The sequence below is a fragment of the Pelagibacterium sediminicola genome (assembly GCF_003390885.1).
GTDB classification, from domain to species: domain Bacteria; phylum Pseudomonadota; class Alphaproteobacteria; order Rhizobiales; family Devosiaceae; genus Pelagibacterium; species Pelagibacterium sediminicola.
This window is the reverse complement of sequence record NZ_QMEL01000002.1, coordinates 309,544-326,313: the sequence shown is the minus strand read 5'-3', so window position 1 is coordinate 326,313 and position 16,770 is coordinate 309,544. Positions and strand designations below refer to the sequence as shown.

At 63.3% G+C, this 16,770-nt stretch carries 17 protein-coding genes and 1 riboswitch; of the genes, 15 read left to right on the top strand and 2 right to left on the bottom strand.

Annotation, left to right across the window (positions count from 1 at the left end; translation table 11 throughout):
• Positions 1 to 34: 34 nt before the first annotated feature.
• Positions 35 to 544 (bottom strand): invasion associated locus B family protein, encoded by a 510-nt coding sequence (locus DQG18_RS04800; protein ID WP_116653093.1) that lies wholly within the window; start codon positions 542 to 544, stop codon positions 35 to 37.
• 288 nt (positions 545 to 832) lie between these two features.
• Here DQG18_RS04800 and coxB point away from each other — a divergent pair, with 288 nt between their 5' ends.
• From coxB to DQG18_RS04745, 12 genes are all read left to right on the top strand, one after another.
• Positions 833 to 1,732 carry a cytochrome c oxidase subunit II gene (gene coxB / locus DQG18_RS04795; RefSeq protein ID WP_116653092.1) on the top strand — a complete coding sequence of 300 codons (900 nt, stop codon included), beginning with the start codon at positions 833 to 835 and terminating at the stop codon, positions 1,730 to 1,732.
• A 37-nt stretch (positions 1,733 to 1,769) separates the two neighbouring features.
• The gene (gene ctaD, locus DQG18_RS04790) at positions 1,770 to 3,425 is read left to right on the top strand and encodes a cytochrome c oxidase subunit I (RefSeq protein ID WP_116653091.1); all 1,656 of its coding nucleotides are present in this window, start codon (positions 1,770 to 1,772) and stop codon (positions 3,423 to 3,425) included.
• 92 nt (positions 3,426 to 3,517) lie between these two features.
• The gene (locus DQG18_RS04785; RefSeq protein WP_116653090.1) at positions 3,518 to 4,447 is read left to right on the top strand and encodes a heme o synthase; all 930 of its coding nucleotides are present in this window, start codon (positions 3,518 to 3,520) and stop codon (positions 4,445 to 4,447) included.
• Positions 4,447 to 4,611: a hypothetical protein gene (locus tag DQG18_RS16285; protein ID WP_198669659.1), complete on the top strand. Its 165-nt coding sequence runs from the start codon at positions 4,447 to 4,449 to the stop codon at positions 4,609 to 4,611. The genes DQG18_RS04785 and DQG18_RS16285 overlap by 1 nt, the downstream gene beginning before the upstream one ends.
• A 3-nt stretch (positions 4,612 to 4,614) precedes the next feature.
• Positions 4,615 to 5,157: a cytochrome c oxidase assembly protein gene (locus DQG18_RS04780; protein ID WP_116653089.1), complete on the top strand. Its 543-nt coding sequence runs from the start codon at positions 4,615 to 4,617 to the stop codon at positions 5,155 to 5,157.
• 17 nt (positions 5,158 to 5,174) lie between these two features.
• Positions 5,175 to 6,011 carry a cytochrome c oxidase subunit 3 gene (locus DQG18_RS04775; RefSeq protein ID WP_116653088.1) on the top strand — a complete coding sequence of 279 codons (837 nt, stop codon included), beginning with the start codon at positions 5,175 to 5,177 and terminating at the stop codon, positions 6,009 to 6,011.
• A gap of 50 nt (positions 6,012 to 6,061) precedes the next feature.
• Positions 6,062 to 6,445, top strand: a complete 384-nt coding sequence (locus tag DQG18_RS04770) for a DUF983 domain-containing protein (RefSeq protein ID WP_116653087.1) — start codon at positions 6,062 to 6,064, stop codon at positions 6,443 to 6,445.
• A complete protein-coding gene (locus DQG18_RS04765; RefSeq protein ID WP_116653086.1) occupies positions 6,445 to 7,233 on the top strand; it encodes an SURF1 family protein in 789 nt (262 codons plus the stop codon). The genes DQG18_RS04770 and DQG18_RS04765 overlap by 1 nt, the downstream gene beginning before the upstream one ends.
• A 36-nt stretch (positions 7,234 to 7,269) precedes the next feature.
• Positions 7,270 to 8,673: a threonine synthase gene (thrC, locus tag DQG18_RS04760; protein ID WP_116653085.1), complete on the top strand. Its 1,404-nt coding sequence runs from the start codon at positions 7,270 to 7,272 to the stop codon at positions 8,671 to 8,673.
• Positions 8,670 to 9,929 carry a M16 family metallopeptidase gene (locus tag DQG18_RS04755; protein WP_116653084.1) on the top strand — a complete coding sequence of 420 codons (1,260 nt, stop codon included), beginning with the start codon at positions 8,670 to 8,672 and terminating at the stop codon, positions 9,927 to 9,929. The genes thrC and DQG18_RS04755 overlap by 4 nt, the downstream gene beginning before the upstream one ends.
• 16 nt (positions 9,930 to 9,945) lie before the next feature.
• Positions 9,946 to 10,542 carry a GNAT family N-acetyltransferase gene (locus DQG18_RS04750; RefSeq protein ID WP_116653083.1) on the top strand — a complete coding sequence of 199 codons (597 nt, stop codon included), beginning with the start codon at positions 9,946 to 9,948 and terminating at the stop codon, positions 10,540 to 10,542.
• Between the two features lie 73 nt (positions 10,543 to 10,615).
• Positions 10,616 to 13,570: an EAL domain-containing protein gene (locus tag DQG18_RS04745; protein WP_245958367.1), complete on the top strand. Its 2,955-nt coding sequence runs from the start codon at positions 10,616 to 10,618 to the stop codon at positions 13,568 to 13,570.
• On the opposite strand, the gene DQG18_RS04740 is transcribed toward DQG18_RS04745, so the two are convergent.
• Positions 13,514 to 14,092, bottom strand: a complete 579-nt coding sequence (locus tag DQG18_RS04740; RefSeq protein WP_116653082.1) for a YqgE/AlgH family protein — start codon at positions 14,090 to 14,092, stop codon at positions 13,514 to 13,516. The genes DQG18_RS04745 and DQG18_RS04740 overlap by 57 nt on opposite strands.
• 132 nt (positions 14,093 to 14,224) lie before the next feature.
• Here DQG18_RS04740 and DQG18_RS04735 point away from each other — a divergent pair, with 132 nt between their 5' ends.
• From DQG18_RS04735 to DQG18_RS04725, 3 genes are all read left to right on the top strand, one after another.
• The gene (locus tag DQG18_RS04735; protein ID WP_116653081.1) at positions 14,225 to 15,052 is read left to right on the top strand and encodes a protein-disulfide reductase DsbD domain-containing protein; all 828 of its coding nucleotides are present in this window, start codon (positions 14,225 to 14,227) and stop codon (positions 15,050 to 15,052) included.
• 151 nt (positions 15,053 to 15,203) lie between these two features.
• Complete coding sequence (locus DQG18_RS04730; RefSeq protein WP_157970002.1) at positions 15,204 to 15,698, top strand: peroxiredoxin; 495 nt, start codon at positions 15,204 to 15,206, stop codon at positions 15,696 to 15,698.
• Positions 15,699 to 15,717: 19 nt separating this feature from the next.
• On the top strand, positions 15,718 to 16,278 hold the full coding sequence (locus DQG18_RS04725; RefSeq protein WP_116653079.1) for a hypothetical protein: 561 nt from the start codon (positions 15,718 to 15,720) through the stop codon (positions 16,276 to 16,278).
• A 237-nt stretch (positions 16,279 to 16,515) separates the two neighbouring features.
• Positions 16,516 to 16,610: riboswitch (glycine riboswitch) on the top strand.
• The last annotated feature ends 160 nt before the right edge of the window (positions 16,611 to 16,770 follow it).

Sequence of the window (16,770 nt, the reverse complement as noted above, 5' to 3'; positions counted from 1 at the left end):
AGGGGGCAGCGATGTTTCTGGACCGCGCAGAGATTTACGGCAGCGCCTCGAAGCCCTCGCCGAAGCCGGCCAGTGAAACCGGGATGCCGATGCCTTCCTCGGGGGTTTTGAAGACGATGAAATAGCCCACCTCGCCCTCGGAAAGCTTTGCGATCAGGTCGTCGTCCATCACGACTTCGGCGATGCACCCATTGGGCAGGCAGCGCACGAAGGCGACGCGGCCCTGATCTTCCCCGTCGATATTGAGTCCCAGCCCGTTGGGTAGCAGCACGCCCAGTGGCGCCAGGATGCGCAGCAGGCGGGCCTGACCGTCGGCGGTCTTGAGGACGATGACGGAAAGCGCGACGTTGGGCTGGTCCTCGGCGGTGACGTTCTGGATGAGCGCGCATTGCTCCTCGCTGGCGCCGGGCAGCATGTCACAACTCATCTGCCAATCCCCGTGCTGGGAGCGGACGGTGCCCTGCGCGTGAGCGGGCAGCGCGGCCAGAAAAAGCGCCACGGCGAGAGCGAGTGCGGAAAAAAACGTATTGGTGCGGAAGTTCAAGGCGGGTCTCCTGCCGAATCCGGGCGCGTCGGAAAGTCTTTCTGTCGTGCAGCAGGCAGGGGATTGTCAACCTCGTCCCGCACCCCCGCGCGAGCGCGAATCGACCTCTTGGCGCAATATGACGCACAAAATGTGGCGCCGAGGTCAATTGCCTTGGCAGGCCGGATGTGGTTTAGCTGATCGGATAAGAACCTGCGCCCTGATCGTGAGTCGGGAGCGTGCGGCATTGGCACGCACAGACATTCCGGTCGACGGCGCTCAAAAACAACATGTTCAGGAGAGATCCAGGTGACAGGATTGTCTTTCCGTCTCGTCCAGGCCTCGCTCGCGGCGCTTTTCGCGCTCTTTCCGGCAGCAGCGTTCGCCCAGGTCGGACAGCCCGTTCAGGGACAACTCGGGTTCCAGGACTCGGTTACCCCGATCATGGATTCGATCGTATCGTTCCATGACCACCTGTTGATGTGGGTCATCACCGGCATCGTGCTGATGGTGCTCGTGCTCTTGATCATCGTGATCCTGCGCTTCAACCAGCGGACAAATCCTGTTCCAGCCCGGTTCACCCACAACACGCTGATCGAAGTGGTCTGGACGGTCGTGCCGGTGCTGATCCTGATCGTCATCGCCATCCCGTCCTTCGGCGTTCTGGCCGATCAGGAAACGGTCCCCGATGGCGAGCGGCTCTATCTCGGCTCGGCGATCTTTTCCGGCGGTAACGTGGAAGTGCCCGAGCCGACCCTCACCATCAAGGCCACCGGCTATCAGTGGTACTGGGGTTATGAATATGTCGATGACGGGTTCGATTTCGTTTCGGTGATGCTCAACGACGAGCAGCTCGCGACGACCAAGCCCGACGAACCGCGCCTTCTGGCCGTCGATCAGGAAATCGTCGTGCCGGTCAACACCACCGTCCGGGTCCTCGTGACCGCCGCCGACGTGCTGCACGCCTTTGCGGTGCCCTCGTTCGGCATCAAGGTCGACGCGGTGCCCGGCCGGCTCAACGAAACCTGGTTCAACGCGCGCAAGACCGGCATGTATTACGGCCAGTGCTCGGAGCTTTGCGGCAAGGATCATGCCTTCATGCCGATCGCGGTGCGCGTGGTCGAGCAGGATCAGTACGATGCCTGGCTCGCCGCCGCCGAAACCGGCGATTTCACTGGTGCCAACATGCTTTTGGCGCAAGCCGACTAGCGCGCTGGCGGCATGGAAGTTTAAAAGGGACTAGAAAATGGCTCAGGCGCAAGCAGAACTCGCCCACGACAATCACGGCACTCCCACGGGCTGGAAGCGCTGGTTTTATTCGACCAACCACAAGGACATCGGCACGCTCTATCTGTACTTCGCGATTTTCGCGGGGGTCATCGGTGGCGCGCTGTCGGGCTTCATGCGCTGGGAGCTTGCCGAGCCGGGCATCCAGATCTTCCCCGGCCTCGCCCAGCTCGTCTATGGCGTGAGCGCCGATGCCTCGATCGATGCGGGCAAGCACATGTTCAACGTGTTCACCACGGCCCACGGGCTGATCATGGTGTTCTTCGTGGTCATGCCGGCGGTGATCGGGGGCTTTGGCAACTGGTTCGTGCCCCTGATGATCGGGGCGCCGGACATGGCCTTCCCGCGCATGAACAACATCTCGTTCTGGCTGCTGCCATCTGCGCTGCTGCTGCTCCTGATCTCGCTGTTCATGGAAGGCCCTCCGGGTGCCATGGGTTCGGGCGGCGGCTGGACCGTCTATCCGCCCTACGCGACGGCGGGCCAGCCCGGACCGGCGGTGGATTTCGTGATCCTTTCGATCCATATCGCGGGCGCGTCCTCGATCCTTGGCGCGATCAACTTCATCACCACCATCTTCAACATGCGTGCCCCGGGCATGACCATGTTCAAGATGCCGCTCTTTCCCTGGGCGGTGCTGGTGACGGCATTCCTGCTGCTGATCGCGCTTCCCGTGCTGGCCGGCGCCATCACGATGCTCCTGACGGACCGCAACTTCGGCACGGCCTTCTTCGATCCGGCGGGCGGCGGCGACCCGATCCTTTACCAGCACCTGTTCTGGTTCTTCGGGCACCCGGAAGTCTACATCATGATCCTGCCGGGCTTCGGCATGATCAGCCACATCATCTCGACCTTCTCGCGCAAGCCCATCTTCGGCTACCTCGCGATGGTCTATGCGATGATCGCCATCGGCGCGGTGGGCTTCATCGTCTGGGCGCACCACATGTACACCAGCGGTATCTCGCTCGATACGCAGCGCTATTTCGTTGCCGCCACGATGATCATCGCGGTGCCCACCGGGGTGAAGATCTTCTCGTGGATCGCAACGATGTGGGGCGGATCGATCCGGTTCACCACCCCCATGCTCTGGGCGATCGGGTTCATATTCCTCTTCACCGTCGGCGGCGTGACGGGCGTGGTGCTGGCCAATGCCGGCGCGGACCGGGCCCTGCACGACACCTATTACGTCGTGGCCCACTTCCACTACGTGCTCTCGCTCGGCGCTGTGTTCACCATCTTTGCGGGCTGGTACTACTGGTTCCCCAAGATGTACGGCGTGATGTACAACGAGTTCCTGGGCAAGCTGCATTTCTGGATCATGTTCATCGGTGTGAACCTGATCTTCTTCCCGCAGCACTTCCTCGGGCTCGCGGGCATGCCGCGCCGCTACATCGACTATCCCGACGCCTATACCTTCTGGAACAGCGTTTCCTCCTGGGGATATGTGGTGACGATAGTTGGAATGTTCGTGTTCCTCGTGGCGATGATCGATGCCTGGTCGCGCAAGCGCAAGGCGGCGGACAACCCCTGGGGCGAAGGCGCAACGACGCTGGAGTGGACGCTTTCCTCTCCCCCGCCGTACCACCAGTTCGAGAACCTGCCGCGGTTCAAGTAAGCACATGGCGGGAGGGGGATGGAAAAGGATTGCTTGCCAACCACAGGCCGTTCCCCTCCCGCCCCTGATCAACAAGAAGGGCCCCTCACGCCTTGACCTACGCCGACAACCATAGTGACACCTCGGAAGCCCTCCCTCTGGGGCAGGTGGAAGACTACCTCGCGCTGCTTAAGCCGCGCGTGATGTCGCTTGTGGTCTTTACGGGTTTTGTCGGCATGCTGGTCGCGCCCGGCACCATCCACCCGGTCATCGGCTTCATCGCGATCCTTTCCATCGCCATCGGGGCGGGGGCCTCGGGCGCGCTCAACATGTGGTACGACGCCGATATCGACGCCGTGATGAGCCGCACGCTCAACCGCCCCATTCCCGCGGGCCGTCTTACCGGCGACGATGCGCTCTATTTCGGGGTGACGCTCGCCGGATTTTCCGTCGTCGTGCTGGGGCTTGCCACCAACTGGCTGGCGGCGGGGCTTCTGGCCTTCACCATCTTTTTTTACGCCGTCATCTATACGATGTGGCTCAAGCGCTCGACCCCGCAGAACATCGTGATCGGCGGGGCTGCCGGCTCCTTCCCCCCGATGATTGGCTGGGCGGCGGTGACCGGCACGATCTCGATCGATGCGCTCATCCTTTTCATGATCATCTTTCTTTGGACCCCGCCCCATTTCTGGGCGCTGGCGCTCTACAAGAAAGGCGACTACGAGGCCGCCGGCATCCCCATGCTGCCCAACGTGGCCGGGGAGCGCACCACCCAGAACCAGATCGTCATCTATTCGGTTCTTCTGACCGTTACCGCCTTCGGCCCCGTGCTGACGGGGCTGGTGGGGTGGTTCTATGCCGTTCCGGCGGCGGTGCTGGGGGTCATCTTTTCGGTGCTTGCGGTGCGCGTGCGTTTTTCCGAGGGACGGGAGATGAAGCGCCGCGCCCGCGTCCTTTTCACCTATTCCCTGAGCTATCTGTTTGTGCTCTTCGTTGCCCTGTTGGCCGATGTCGGCCTTATCAAGTGGTTCGGAGTTCTCTGATGGCCGAGCAAAAGCCGCTGGCAAACCGCAACGAGGACGAATTCCTGCGCCGCCGCCGTCGCCGCTCGATCGCCATTGCGCTTGCGCTTTGCACACTGGTCGCGATTTTCTACGCGATAACCGTTATCAAGCTCGGACCCCAGATTTTGGTAAGGGATCTTTGAGCGATGAGCGTACTGTCCACCCATGATCAGAAAAATTCAGCCAACCGCAAGCTTATGGGCTGGCTCCTCGGGCTGACCCTCGTCATGCTCGGCCTCTCCTTTGCCGCCGTGCCGCTCTATGACCTTTTCTGCCGTGTGACCGGTTTTTCCGGCACCACCCAGGTTGCCGATGCCAACCCCAAGGGTACGATCGCGCGGGAAATGGGCGTGCGGTTCGATGCCACGGTCTCCCCGGGCCTGCCGCTGCGGGTCGTGCCGGCAAGGGTCGAGACCGATCCGATGGGCACCGTGCGCACCGTGGTCTACCGCGCCACCAACATGAGCAACGAGCCGCTGGGCACCACCGCCAGCTTCAACGTAGCGCCTTTGACGACCGGCGGCTATTTCAACAAGATCGAATGTTTCTGCTTTTCCGAGCAGTTTCTCGAGCCCTATGAAACGGTCGAAATGCCCGTGACATATTTCGTCGATCCCGATCTGGACCTCGACGACACATTGCATACAATCCGACAGATCACGCTGTCTTACACATTCCATGCTCTATAACTGGGGATAATACCGACATGGCAGCCCACACCAAGAACCACGACTACCATCTGGTGGATTTGAGTCCCTGGCCCCTGCTCGGGGGCATCGCGGCCTTCATTCTGGCGGTGGGCGGTATCGTGTTGATGCATGCCGATATGCCCTGGCTGTTCTGGGCCGGTGTCGTCGCCGTGCTTTATGTCATGTTCGGCTGGTGGTCCGACGTTGTCCGCGAGGCCGAAACCGGCCACCATACCCCGGTCGTCCAGATCCATCACCGCTACGGCATGATCCTGTTCATCGGCTCGGAAGTGATGTTCTTCGTTGCCTGGTTCTGGGCCTATTTCGACGCGGCCTTCTACCCCGACGAGATCATCCAGGAAGCCCGCACCGCCTTTACCGGCGGGATGTGGCCCCCGCAGGGCGTCGAAGTGTTCGACCCCTGGCACCTGCCGCTGTTCAATACGCTCGTCCTCCTGCTTTCGGGCACGACGATCACCTGGGCGCACAACGCACTGCTCGAGAACGACCGCGAGGGGCTCAAATGGGGGCTCGCCCTCACCGTCCTGCTCGGCGTGCTCTTCACCTGCGTGCAGGTCATCGAATATTCGCAGGCCCATTTCAGCTTCTCGGGCAACATCTATGGTGCCACCTTCTTCATGGCGACCGGCTTCCACGGTTTCCATATCTTCATCGGCACGATTTTCCTGATCGTGTGCCTCGTCCGCGCGATAGCCGGACAGTTCACGCCCAAGCAGCACCTCGGTCTCGAGTTCGCCGCCTGGTACTGGCACTTCGTTGACGTGGTGTGGCTGTTCCTGTTCGCCGCGATCTACGTCTGGGGCTCTTGGGGCGCGACGATCGCCCAGCACTAGCAAATCGAAAGGCGCCGGAAGCTCAAAAGGGCTTCCGGCGAACCACCTCAATGACGGAATACGACACGGACCTCTCCCCCATCAGCACCGGGATCAGGGGGCGCTGCCCGCGCTGCGGCGAGGGCCATCTCTTCAAGGGCTATCTCTCCATCGCATCGGAATGCGATAGCTGCGGACTCGACTACAGCTTTGCCGACAGCGCCGACGCCCCCGCCTTTCTCGTGATGTTCCCCGTGGGCACGATCGTCGTTGCGTTCTGGCTGATCACGGACGCCATCTGGCACTGGCCGGCCCTCGTCCACCTGATCCTTGCGGTGCCCATGACGGTCATATCGGCGGCATTGTTTCTCCGGCCCGTGAAGGGCGCCATCGTCAACACGCAATACAAGTCCGGCGCCAGGATCGGCGGCGATCCGGGTGAGCGGATAAGCTGATGGCTCCCCTTGCCCGCCAGCCGTCTTCGGGACGGCTGGGGCGCATCAGTTTCGTTGTCCTGATGCTGATGCTGACCGGGCTGTTCGTGTCGCTCGGTGTCTGGCAGCTCCAGCGGCTGGGTGAGAAAGAAGCGCTGATGGCTGCGGTCGAAACCCGCCTCGTCGAAGCGCCCATCGCCTTCCCGCCCGCCGCGCAATGGCCCGATCTCGTCCCAGAAGCGCTCGATTACAGCAATGCCGAACTCACCGGCACATTCGATAACGCCCGCACCGTCCTGATCTTCACCAATCTTTCCGATCCCCTTGGGCAGTACGGGCGCGCGGGATATTGGGTCATGGCGCCGCTCGAAACGGCGGACGGCGGCATCGTCTGGATCAACCGCGGTTTTGTCCCCGAACATCTTGCATCCGCTTGGGCCGATGGCGGGCTGGCGCCCGAGGGTGAAGTGCGGATCGAGGGCGTCATCCGCAAGCCCGAGCGGGCCAATGCGTTTACACCCGACCCCGATTTCGCGGCGCGCCGCGAATGGGTGCGCGACCCCGAACGGCTCTCCGACGTCGCCGGGATCGAGGGCGTCCCCGTCGCCCCGGTCACCATCGACCTGCCGGCGCGCGCGCGCGGAGAATTGCCGCAGGGCGGGGAAACGCAGGTTACTTTTTCCAACCGGCACCTTGAATATGCCGGAACGTGGTTCATCTTTGCCATCATCACCCCCGTGATGCTGGGTTTCTGGCTCTGGCGTCAGGGGCGTGGGGCAAATCTTGCCCAAACCGGCACACCCGATTAGTGTGCGCGGCGTCGCTTGGAGAGGACTTTCAATTCGATGCGGTATGTGAGCACGCGCGGCAACGCGCCAACGCTGGGTTTTTGTGACGCCATCCTTACCGGACTGGCGCGCGACGGCGGGCTGTATGTGCCCGAAAGCTGGCCGCAGTTCACGCCCGAGGAGATTCACAATTTCGGGAACCGCCATTACGAGGACGTGGCCTTTGCCGTGATTTCACGCTTTACCGGCGACGAAATCCCCGCCGATGATCTCAAAGCCATGATCAAGGCGGCCTACAAGAGTTTCACGCACCCTTCGCGCACCCCGCTGGTCGAACTCGAGCCGGGCCACTTCGTGCTCGAGCTTTGGCACGGGCCCACGCTCGCCTTCAAGGATGTGGCGATGCAGTTCCTGGCCCGCGTGATGGATTATGTGCTGGGCCAGCGGGGCACGCGCGCAACCATTGTGGGGGCGACCTCGGGCGATACCGGCTCGGCGGCGATCGAAGCCTTCCGGGGCCGGACCAACACCGATATCTTCATCCTGCACCCGGAGGGCCGCACCTCGGCCATCCAGCGCCGCCAGATGACGACGGTGCTCGACGACAATGTTTTCAACATCGCCATCAAGGGCACGTTCGACGACTGCCAGGCCATCGTGAAGGCGATGTTCAACAACCACGCTTTTCGCGACGCGGCAAAGCTGTCGGGCGTCAATTCGATCAACTGGGGCCGCATCGTTGCGCAGGTGGTCTATTATTTCACCGCCGCCGTCGCCATCGGCGCCCCGCACCGGAAGGTGTCCTTCGTTGTCCCCACCGGTAATTTCGGCGATATCTTTGCCGGGTTCGTCGCCAGGAAGATGGGCCTGCCGGTCGAAAAACTGGTGATCGCCACCAATTCCAACGACATCCTGCGCCGGGCGCTGAAATTTGGCCGCTACGACAAGCGCGGCGTCATCGCCACCGCCAGCCCCTCGATGGACATCGAAGTGTCCTCCAATTTCGAGCGCCTGCTGTTCGAGGCGCTGGGCCGGGACGGCGAAAAGACCAGGGCGCTGCTCGCCTCGCTCGATCAGTCGGGCGGCTTTGCCATCCCCGAAAACGCGCTGGCCAGGATCCTTGAGGATTTCGGCTCGGGCTCGACCGACGAGACGGCGACGGCAGCGATCATCGCCGACGTCTTCAACCAGTCCAAATATACGATCGATCCGCACACGGCGGTCGGCGTCGCCGTCGCGCGCGGCTTCAATTTCGGACACACCCCGCTCATCACCCTTTCCACCGCCCATCCGGCCAAATTCCCCGAAGTGGTGGAAGCGGCGACGGGCATTCATCCCGCACTGCCCCGCCATCTGGCCGATCTCGAAAGCCGCGAGGAGCGCTATTCGGTTCTGGCCAACGACCGGCAGGCCGTGGAAGACTTCATCCGCGCGAAAACCCGCGCCTGGGAGGATCAATGACTGTACGGACCACCACCCTCGACAACGGCATGACCATCATCACCGATACCATGCCCCACCTCGAGAGCGCCGCCCTCGGCGTCTGGGTGAAATCCGGCTCCCGCAGCGAAACGCTCGATCAGCACGGCATTTCGCACCTGCTCGAACACATGGCCTTCAAGGGGACGACGACCCGCTCGGCCCGCGAGATCGCCGAGGCCATCGAATCGGTGGGCGGCGACATCAATGCGGCGACCTCCATCGAGCATACCGGCTATTTCGCGCGGGTGCTCAAGGAAGACGTGGGGCTCGCAGCCGATATCATGGCCGATATCCTGCAAAATTCGGTGTTCGAGGAGCGCGAGCTGGCCCGTGAGCAGAACGTCATCTGCCAGGAGATCGGGGCTTCCCACGATACGCCTGACGATCACGTGTTCGATCTGTTCCAGGAAGCGGCCTTTCCCGACCAGCCCATCGGCCGCACCATCCTTGGGACCGAGGAATCGGTGCGCGGCTTCGATGCCGGGGCGGTACGCGCCTATATGGCCGACCATTATGTGGGCGACCATATGGTTTTCTCGGCGGCGGGGAACGTCGATCACGACCGGCTGGTCGATCTTGCCAATGACCGCTTCCATAATCTGAGAAAGAGCGGTGCGCCCGAACCTGAAAAAGCGCTCTATCGCGGCGGGGAGCACCGGCAATCCTCGACTCACGAGCAGGCCCATATCGTCCTCGGGCTGGAAGGCAAGGCTTATAATTCGGATGGATTTTACGCCGCGCAGATTCTTTCCTCGATCTTGGGCGGCGGGATGAGCTCGCGGCTGTTCCAGGAAGTGCGCGAACGGCGCGGGCTCTGCTATTCGGTCTATTCCTTTCATTGGGCGTTCGCCGACAGCGGCGTGTTCGGCGTGGCGGCGGCGACCGGCGAGGAGGACGTGAGCGAACTGCTTCCGGTGATCCTTGATGAACTGCATCGCGCCTCAAAGGACATAACCGAGGAAGAAGTGCTGCGGGTGCGGGCGCAGATCCGCGCCGGTCTCCTGATGTCTCTCGAAAGCCCGTCGGCGCGCGCGGGCCAGCTTGCGCGCCAGCATATCCTGTGGGGCCGCCCGATCCCCTTGCAGGAAACCGTAGACCGCATCAACCGCATCGATGCCGCCCGCGTCCGGCACGTGGCGGGCAAGATTCTCGATGCCGCCCACCCGGCGGTCGCCGGTATCGGCCCGGTCGAAAACATGCTCGACTACGCCGCCATCGAAAGCACGTTCCGATAGAGCGGCGGCGCGGGCCATGTTCAGTTTCGTAACCAGCCGCCAGACGACGCCGGTCATCGTCGGCGACGGCCTCACCATCCGGTGCCCGCACCTGACCGACCACGCCGAATGGCGCGCGCTGCGGCTCAAGAGCCGCCGGTTCCTCACGCCTTTCGAGCCGCGCTGGGGCGAGATGGAACTGTCCGCCAAGGGCTTTGCCGACCGCGTGCGTCGCAACCGGCGCGATGCGTCCAGCGGCACCGAATTTTCGCTGCTGATCTTTGATCATTCGAGCCGCCGGCCCATGATGGTGGGCGGCATGACGCTGTCCAACATCCGTCGCCGCGCCGCCCAGAACGTGACGCTGGGCTACTGGATGGCGGTGGATTTCGCCGGCAAGGGCATCATGACGCGTGCCGTTGCCCTTATCTTGCCCTTTGTTTTCGACACGTTGGGCCTGCACCGGATCGAGGCGGCCTGCCTGCCCGACAACACCGCCTCGCGCCGGGTACTGGCCGCGAACGGGTTCAGGGAAATCGGGCTGGCCGAGCACTATCTGCAGATCAATGGCGAATGGCGCGATCACGTCCTGTTCGCCCTGACGCGCGAGCACTATGACGGGTTTGCCGGTTGATAGAGAGCCGGGATGGGTTGCCAGTTGGCGGAAAACACCGCTAGTTGGAAACTCTGACAGGGATTGAATAAAGTTGAAACCGTTTCGCCTGCTTCGCCCGCTGCTGCTTGCCGTCATGTTCATGGCGGCGGTGACCGGTATCGTGGGGCGCGCGGGGGCCTTCGAGATCGTCTCGATCCCCGAGGGGATCAATGCGGTTAACCTGGGCGCGGCCATCGACGTGCTGCCCGGCTCGGAAGGCAGCGTCCAGATCGGCACGGCGCCCGGCGAGGACGGTATCATCCGTCGCATCGAGGTGATCTCGCTCACTCCCGACACCAATCCCAACTGGGCGGTGTTCGCGCTGCGTAACGAAAGCGACGTGCAGATCGAGCGGCTGCTGGTCGCCCCTTACTTCCGACTCCCCGGTTCGGGGATATTCCATCCCGATCTGGGTTCGGCGCGCATCACCGCGCTCACCCCGAGCCACGGCCTGCGCCCCGATCGCGTGCCGGACCGGGAGGCGGACGTCTTCCGCGTCATCATCGACCCCGGCGCAACCACGACGCTGGTGGCGGAACTTTCCTCCACCGGCCTGCCAGAACTTTATCTCTGGGAGCCGGACGCCTATCGCGACTACATCAACTCGTTCACCCTGTTCCGGGGGACGGTGCTGGGCATCTCGGCGCTCGCGGCGGTGTTTTTGACCATCATGTTCGTGGTGAAGGGCCGTGGCGTGTTTCCGGCAACGGCTGCCCTTTCATGGGCGGTTGTGGCCTATCTTCTGGTCGATTTCGGCATCATCGGACCCTTGAGCGGCACCGGCAACGCCAATATCCAGGCGTTCCGCGCCGCCGCCGAGGCGGGGCTGGCAACGACGCTGTTCGGCTTCCTGTTCGTCTATCTCAACCTCCACCGATGGCATCTGCGCTTCACCCACCTCGCCATCGGCTTTTCGGTCATCTTCATCGCGCTGATGGCCTATGCCTTCTTCAATCCCCCGGTCGCGGCGGGCATCGCGCGCACCGCGCTGGCGCTGATCGGGCTGATGGGCATGTTCCTCATCCTCCTGCTCTCGATCCGGGGTTATGACCGCGCGGTGATGCTGGTGCCCACATGGGTGATCTATATCGCCTGGCTGATCTATGCCTGGATGGTGGTCAACGGCCAGGTCAGCAACGACATCGCGCAATCGGCGGTGGCGGGCGGGCTGGTGCTGATCGTGATGCTGCTCGGGTTCACCGCCGTGCAGCACGCCTTTTCGGACGGGCAGGTGTCCATCGGCTCGCTGTCCGAGGTCGAGCGCCGGGCACTGGCGGTCACCGGCAGCGGCGATTTCGTCTTCGACTGGAATATCGACCGCGACCGGGTGAACGTTTCCGACGAGTTGTCGGTGCGCCTCGGCGAGCGCAAGGGAAGCTTGCGCGGCGCGATCAAGCGCTGGCTCGACCGCATCCACCCCGACGACCGCGACCGCTTCCGCACCGCGCTCGATACCCTGATCGAGTTGAAGCGCGGCAAGGTCAATTCCGATATCCGCATCGCGGGGGCGGACGGCGCGTTCCGCACCTTCAAGATGCGCGTCAAGCCGGTGGTGGGCGGGGACGGACAGGTCAACCGCATCATCGGCACCCTCCAGGACGTGACCGACGAGCGCGCCGCCCGCGACCGGCTGCTGCACGACGCGGTTCACGACAGCCTCACCGGCCTGCCCAATCGCCAGCTCCTGCTCGACCGGCTGGAACGCGCGCTGATGCGCGCCCGCGAATCCACCGAGGTCAAGCCCGCCGTGCTCCTCATCGATCTCGACCGCTTCACCGACATCGACGAGCGCATGGGCCATATGGCGGCTGATTCGGTACTGCTTGCGGTCTCGCGGCGTCTATCGCGGCTGCTGCGCCCCCTCGATACGCTGGCCCGCATCGGCGGCGACCAGTTCGCCGTGGTGCTGCTTTCCGAGCAATCGGCGGCAAAGATCGCCGAGATCGCCGAGCAGATGCGCAAGGCGCTGCGCTCCCCCTTCAATTTCGGGGACCGCGACCTTTCGCTCACCGCCTCCATCGGCATCACCATCTATGACAACAAGCCCGTCGAGGCCGAGGACGTGCTGCGCGACGCCGAACTGGCCATGCACTACGCCAAGCGCCATGGCGGCGACCGCATCGAGGCGTTCCGCGCCGCGACCCGCTCGATCGCGGTCTATGCGCAGGCGCTTGAGGACGATCTGGCCGAGGCGCTCGAAAAGCGCGACCTGCAACTGCTCTACCAGCCGATCGTCGATATCCATTCGGGAAAGATCGTGGGTGCCGAAGCGCTGATGCGCTGGAACCACGCCGAGCGCGGGCCGGTCAGCCCCACCGCCTTCATCCCGCTGGCCGAGCGGACCGGGCAGATCGAAAAGCTCGGCCGCATCGCGCTCGAACAGGCGACCGAACAGACGCGCCAGCTTATCGCCGGGCTCAAGCTGCCGGAGGATTTCTTCGTCTCGGTCAATCTGTCGGCGGCGCAACTGACGTCCGAATCCCTGCTCAATGACGTCAAGGCGCTGGTTGCGGACAACAAGGGGCTGGCGCGCCACGTCAAGCTCGAAGTCACCGAAAGCCAGGTGATGAGCAACCCCGAGCATGCCGTCTATATGCTGCGCGCCTTCAGGGAACTGGGGCTTGGGCTGGCGCTCGACGATTTCGGCACCGGCTATTCCTCGCTCGCCTATCTCCACCGTTTCCCCTTCGATACGGTGAAGCTGCCGGCGAGTTTCGTTCAAATCCGCGACGAAAGCGGCATCGCGCACACCCAGGTGCCCATCATCAACGCGATGGTAACGCTGGCGCGCGAACTCGATCTTTCCCTTATCGCCGAGGGCGTCGAAAGCGAGGACGAGATCGAAAGGCTCAAGAGCCTCAACTGCCGCTATGCGCAGGGTTTTGCCTTTGGCGCGGCCATGCCGGGTGCCGAGTTGCAGAAAAAGCTCGCCGCCCAGATCGCCGCCGGGTCAGGCCGTCCCGCCCTGGGTGCTGAGCGTGGCGCGCGTGAGGCCAAGGCTGGCTAGGGCCGCATCGTAGCGTTTTTCGGGCGGGGTCTCGAACAGCACGTCCTCGCTGGCATCGACCGTCAGCCAGCCATTGTTGCGCAATTCGTTTTCGAGCTGTCCCGCGCTCCAGCCGCAATAGCCAAGCGCCAGCAGGCTCTTGGCCGGGCCCTTGCCCTTGGCGATGGCGCGCAGCACGTCGAGCGTGGCGGTGAGGCAGATGCCATCCTCGACCGGATAGGAATTGCCGTCCCTGAAATAGTCGTCCGAATGGAGCACGAAACCCCGGCTGGTATCGACCGGGCCGCCCTTGAGCACGCCTTCGTTGAGCTTGGTGACGGGAACGCGGATGGCTTCGTCCTCGTCACCCAGCTCGACTTCCTCGATGATGTCGGAGATGTGCATGTCGGGCATGGGTTTGTTGACGACCAGCCCCATCGCGCCTTCATCGCCATGTGCCACGAGATAGACCACGGTGCCGACGAAACGTTCGTCGTTCATGTCGGGCATCGCAACAAGGAACCGGCCCTTGAGGGTATCCATAGCAAACTCACTTTCTGCCCGCCGCACACTCTAAATTAGCCGGTCCCCCGAAAAGTGCAAACCAAACGCGATCACGAAGCCCTGATCCTGCCCGTCTTTTCGAGAAGGCGCAGGTGGGTTAGAGGTTCCGTCATGATGACGCGTTTCCCCTTTGCGCTGCTGGCGCTGCTCGCCCCCGGTCTCGCCCTTGGCGGCGAAACCTTGTGGCAGGAGGTGATGCCCGACGTTTCGATCCGGCTGATCTCTGCCGATGCGGTGGACGCCGGAAACCGCGTCTGGATCGCGCTCGAGATCGACATGCCCGAAACGATCAACACCTATTGGCGCATACCCGGTGAATCGGGCATTCCGCCTCAATTCGACTTTTCCGGTTCGGCGGGCATCGGGGAGCATGAAATCGCCTGGCCCTATCCCACGCGTCGTGAAAACGAAGCCTATCTCGACCACGCCTATTACGGCCATACCGTCCTGCCCATCGCAATAGAGGTGAAGGGGGACGCGCCGGTCGTCGAACTTGCGGCGGTGCTGGGCATATGCTCGGAGGTCTGCGTGCCTGTGAGCATGGATTTTACGCTCAGGATCGATCCCGGCGCGCCCGACCACCCCAACATGCTGCGCATCGAACAGGCGCGTGCGCAGGTGCCCATCGCCTGGACGGGGCCGGACGTGATCGGGGACGTCGTATACGACACCGGTACGGGCGCGCTCGTCGCGGCGCTCGATGATCTGGCCTTTCCGGCCCGGACCGCGATTGCCGACATCGCCGGGCGCATGCTGCTGTTCGGTCCGCCCGTGGCCAAGGAGGGGGCTCTGCATTTCCCCTTGTTCGGCCGCCCGCCATCGGGGCTGGAGGAAGGGGAAACGGTGCACATCACCTTCACGGGCCCCGACGGGCCTTACGAGATCGTCCGGCCGCTCGGGCTGGGCGCGCCCTGTGCGGGGTCCGTCACCGTTTGTTAACGTAAAACTCGACGGCACCAGCCAAGTGCACTAAGAGTGCACCGGCAGGACGGATTTGCGGCTATCCCGTCTTGGTCTGGCCGCAATCGGGTGTTGCCTTGCCGCTGTTTCCCGGATGAAAGACGGGCCCGTTCCAAAGGATTTTGCGTTCATGACCATCCAACCCGGCCAAACGATCCCCGCGATTCCCATCAAGCACGTGACCGCGAGCGGGATCGCCGATGCAACCGCCGCCGAGGTTTTGGGCAAGGGCCGGGTCGTGATGTTCACCGTGCCGGGCGCCTTTACGCCCACCTGCCACAAGAACCATCTGCCCGGCTATCTGGCTGCGGCGGAAAAATTCCGTGCGGCGGGCGTCGACAAGATCGTCTGTGCCGCCGCCAACGACCACCACGTCGTCAAGGCCTGGGCGGAATCGACCCAGGCGCTCGACAGGATCGAGTTCATCGCCGACGGGCTCGCAGCGCTCGCGCGCGAACTGGGCCTCGAGCGCGACCTGACCGATGGTGGGCTGGGCATCCGCTTTGGCCGCCACGCGCTCATTATCGAGGATGGCGTTGTAAAATTCCTGGCCAGCGAAAATGTGCCGGGGGAGGTGACAGCCTCGGGCGCTCCGGCCATACTCGACGCGCTGGCGACACTTTGAGCGGCAAGGGGTAGAGGCGATGGGTATCACAGTGTTCAAACTGGCCGGGGCAGCGGCATTGGCGCTTTCCATTTCAGCCTGCACCATGGGCTCGATGTTCGGGGGCAATGAGGATGCCCAGCTTGCCGGTGTGACGGCAACGCCGGCTCAGGTGGCGCAGGGCGCCGGCAGCGCGATCCCTGCCATCGCCACCGAATGCCCGCCCATCCGCGTGCGCGAAGGGGCAGGCAGCTATCGCGTCTTTGCCGGCAACCGCACCGCCGACCCCCAGGCGCTCCGCCATCAGGGCGTCATCGACCGTATCTCGCGTAACTGCACCGTCGCCAACGGTCTCATCACCGTCCGCATGGGGGCCGTGGGCCGCGTTATTCTCGGCCCGCAGGGGCAGGGGGGCACGGTAACGGTGCCACTGCGCTTTGCCGTCGAACGCGACGGGCTCGCCGTCTTCTCGCAACGCTACGACGTCGCCGTTCCCGCTTCGGCATCCACACCCAACGAATTCTCCCATACGGTCGAGAATGTGGCGGTGCCTTACGTGGGTGGGGAAACCATCACCATCTGGGTGGGGTTTGATTCGTAGGCTGCTTCGCCTTATGGCAGGCATCGCTGCACCCCTCATCCGTCTCGGGCCTTTGGCCCGATCCACCTTCTCCCGCAAGGGGAGAAGGGGAATCCTGCGGGTGTATCGGCTCTTGAGCCCCCCTCTCCCCTTGAGGGAGAGGGGTTGGGGGTGAGGGGTGCAGCGATGGTTCCGCGTACTCCGAACCAGGTAATAATCAAAGACGATTGACGCCACCGGGCGTTTCCATCATGGTCGCGCCTGTCAGCGGGAGAGATCGCAGCGTTTGCGTTGCGGCGCCGAAGGAGCAACCGCCCCGGAAACTCTCAGGCACAAGGGACCGCTGGCGTTATGGAACTCTGGAAAGCGGAAGCAGGTTTTGCTTCCCACCGACGGGCGTAGCCGAAGCAAAGCAGAGCGCTTCGGGAAATCTCTCAGGTCAAGGACAGAGGGGGCATCGGATGTGACGCGACAAGCGTTGTCCGGTGCTGCCCAAAAACCTTGATGCCGGAG

Coding starts and splice junctions, on each gene's coding strand:
- DQG18_RS04735 (WP_116653081.1), top strand. CDS start 14,225: ATGATGACGCGTTTCCCCTTTGCGCTGCTGGCGCTGCTCGCCCCCGGT.
- DQG18_RS04770 (WP_116653087.1), top strand. CDS start 6,062: ATGACGGAATACGACACGGACCTCTCCCCCATCAGCACCGGGATCAGG.
- ctaD (WP_116653091.1), top strand. CDS start 1,770: ATGGCTCAGGCGCAAGCAGAACTCGCCCACGACAATCACGGCACTCCC.
- DQG18_RS04755 (WP_116653084.1), top strand. CDS start 8,670: ATGACTGTACGGACCACCACCCTCGACAACGGCATGACCATCATCACC.
- thrC (WP_116653085.1), top strand. CDS start 7,270: ATGCGGTATGTGAGCACGCGCGGCAACGCGCCAACGCTGGGTTTTTGT.
- DQG18_RS04730 (WP_157970002.1), top strand. CDS start 15,204: ATGACCATCCAACCCGGCCAAACGATCCCCGCGATTCCCATCAAGCAC.
- DQG18_RS04775 (WP_116653088.1), top strand. CDS start 5,175: ATGGCAGCCCACACCAAGAACCACGACTACCATCTGGTGGATTTGAGT.
- DQG18_RS04780 (WP_116653089.1), top strand. CDS start 4,615: ATGAGCGTACTGTCCACCCATGATCAGAAAAATTCAGCCAACCGCAAG.
- DQG18_RS04740 (WP_116653082.1), bottom strand. CDS start 14,092: ATGGATACCCTCAAGGGCCGGTTCCTTGTTGCGATGCCCGACATGAAC.
- DQG18_RS04765 (WP_116653086.1), top strand. CDS start 6,445: ATGGCTCCCCTTGCCCGCCAGCCGTCTTCGGGACGGCTGGGGCGCATC.
- DQG18_RS16285 (WP_198669659.1), top strand. CDS start 4,447: ATGGCCGAGCAAAAGCCGCTGGCAAACCGCAACGAGGACGAATTCCTG.
- DQG18_RS04725 (WP_116653079.1), top strand. CDS start 15,718: ATGGGTATCACAGTGTTCAAACTGGCCGGGGCAGCGGCATTGGCGCTT.
- DQG18_RS04750 (WP_116653083.1), top strand. CDS start 9,946: ATGTTCAGTTTCGTAACCAGCCGCCAGACGACGCCGGTCATCGTCGGC.